The 2,084-nt window shown below is 59.8% G+C and carries 4 protein-coding genes; 3 read left to right on the forward strand and 1 reads right to left on the reverse strand.

Annotation, left to right across the window (positions count from 1 at the left end; genetic code table 11):
- Nucleotides 1–332: 332 nt before the first annotated feature.
- Nucleotides 333–599: a sel1 repeat family protein gene (locus ENZ75_RS29880; RefSeq protein WP_013532614.1), complete on the reverse strand. Its 267-nt coding sequence runs from the start codon at nucleotides 597–599 to the stop codon at nucleotides 333–335.
- A 446-nt stretch (nucleotides 600–1,045) separates the two neighbouring features.
- On the opposite strand from ENZ75_RS29880, the gene ENZ75_RS29885 reads away from it, so the two are divergent.
- From ENZ75_RS29885 to ENZ75_RS29890, 3 genes are all read left to right on the forward strand, one after another.
- Nucleotides 1,046–1,387, forward strand: coding sequence for a DUF2147 domain-containing protein (locus tag ENZ75_RS29885; RefSeq protein WP_013532615.1), 342 nt, complete (start codon nucleotides 1,046–1,048; stop codon nucleotides 1,385–1,387).
- A 224-nt stretch (nucleotides 1,388–1,611) separates the two neighbouring features.
- Nucleotides 1,612–1,770 (forward strand): hypothetical protein, encoded by a 159-nt coding sequence (locus ENZ75_RS34470; protein WP_023812838.1) that lies wholly within the window; start codon nucleotides 1,612–1,614, stop codon nucleotides 1,768–1,770.
- Nucleotides 1,771–1,809: 39 nt separating this feature from the next.
- Entirely contained in the window at nucleotides 1,810–2,004 is a 195-nt protein-coding gene (locus tag ENZ75_RS29890; RefSeq protein WP_013532616.1) for a hypothetical protein, read from the forward strand.
- Nucleotides 2,005–2,084 lie beyond the last annotated feature (80 nt).

The raw sequence follows: 2,084 nt of genomic DNA on the forward strand, positions 1-2,084 counted from the left end.
GGACAATTTCATCCTTCATTCGGCCTGTCTAGGCGCATTGGCGCCGCTCGATTGGGCCTGCAAGACGTCATCCACGCAAAAACCCACGCCAGCCTTGTTCCGGCTGGTCGTGGCTTTTTTGCCCGTCGAGCAATCTCCAGGCGCCCCGCCCCTAAAAATCCCGCTCAGCTTCCCTGTGTCGCGCACGACTGGGCCTTGCGGCCTGCCGCGTTCTTTCTCTTGCCCTCGTGACCGTCTTGCGCGGCCTTCAATTTCGCCGGGTCCGGCCGTCTGTGCGGCCTTGATCCCGGAGCTTCCCTGTCTTCGATAGGCCTGTCTGCGATTGGCAGATTTCAGTGCATGGTCATCCATTCGCGGGCTTCGCGAAGCGCCGTGGCGATCTCGACCTTCGACATGGCCGCCGACAGTTCCGAGCGCAGTTCCGCGGCGCGGGCCGAGCCCTTGATGGCGGCGATGTTGAACCATTTGTGGGCGGCAACGACATCGGTCTCGCAATCGCGGCCGGTCGCATACATCATGCCCAGTTCGAAAAGGATGTCGGCCTGGGCAGTTGCCCCCATGGCGCCGAAACCTGCTTCAAGCATTTCAAAACGTGCCATTTCAATCCCCTGTTTCCGGCCCCTGTCAGGCTCCCGAGAGCTGCCTTCTTTCGTCCTTGGCGGCTGCTCTTCCGATGCTTTCGAGAATGCCGTGCAGGCTTGAATCCGTCGTTAAATGGCGTGCTTAATTTGAGGAAAACAAAGCTAAAACAAGAGGTAAACGCGGAAATTCGTTAAGGATACAAAGCCAGCAATTCAGCCTGCTTGCGTCAAATTTGACGAAAATTTCCCGATGCCAATTCAAGACTTCGCTAACCACAGGAGACAAAGGCGATGCGCCGATCGTTTCATTTCCTTGGCCAGGAGGCGCATTCGGGGCCCTTCAAAATCCGAAAGTCTTCCGTTGCGGCACCGCTTTTGTTTTGCCGGGAGCTGGATTAGCTTACGTTTGCGTAAGCGGCAGACCGAGGCGGAGCATCCGGCCGGACATCTAAAGGGAGGAAGACATGTTTCGAAGAGTGAGCCTGGCCCTTGCGGCCACATTGATCATGGCCGGTGCGGCCTGGGCCGATCCGATCGAGGGCAATTGGAAGACGCAGGCCGGCGACACCGCAGCCATCGCTGGCGGCGGCTCGTTTTCCATCACGCTCAAGTCCGGCAAATATGCCGGCAAGACCATCGGCTCGCTCAAGGCGACGGGCGACAACAAATATGCCGGCAACATCACCGATCCGGCAAACGACAAGACCTATTCGGGCAAGGCGACATTGTCGGGCACCTCTCTCAAGATGAGCGGCTGCGTGCTCGGCGGGCTGATCTGCAAGAGCCAGACCTGGCACAAGCTCTGATCGAGCGCATCTTTCCGACCTGATGACGGGGCCCCGACGGGCCCCGTTTTCGTTTTGTCGACACATCCTGCGCCGGTGATGCTCGATGGAGGCCGGCGGCTATCCAACCGACGCCGGCGCCGTCGAAACCCCGTCAATCATCTTGAACCGCAGATGAACGCCGCCATCAGAGCCGGTTCAGTTGCATCAGGGCATTCTCCGGCGTGTTGAAGGAGACCGACCCAATGCTTGCTCGCCGCTTCACCATCGTCTGCCTGCTGGTGAGCCTGTTTGGAATGTTCTTCGCCATCCTCGTCGCTGAAGCGGGCCGTCCGGCCCGCGCCTGGGACGAAGCCAGTTCCAGAACCTGCCGCCTCGCCTGCCCCACCCATCTTCGCAACTGAACAAAGAAACCAAGACCTCGAAAAGAAAAGCTGAACGCCATGAACCGCATCGCCGCCAACGTTCTCAAGACCCTTCGGCTTCTGCCGCGGGCGGCGCTTATCCTGACGGTTCTGGCCGCTCCGGTCCTGGCCGTGCCGATGATGCGCGCTGACGCCGGCTCGACGATCGACGCACCGGCCCTGAAGAAGTCCGGCGTCGGCTTTGTGCTTCTGGTCAGCCTGCAGCGCGGTTGAAGAAAAACGGCGCTTTGGCCGCCTTCGGTCGCGACACCCCTCCCAAGTGCCGATCCAAGTCTCTATATTGAGCCATGGAA

This window comes from Mesorhizobium sp. M7A.F.Ca.CA.002.04.1.1, from assembly GCF_004022805.1.
Classification (GTDB): Bacteria; Pseudomonadota; Alphaproteobacteria; order Rhizobiales; family Rhizobiaceae; genus Mesorhizobium; species Mesorhizobium ciceri.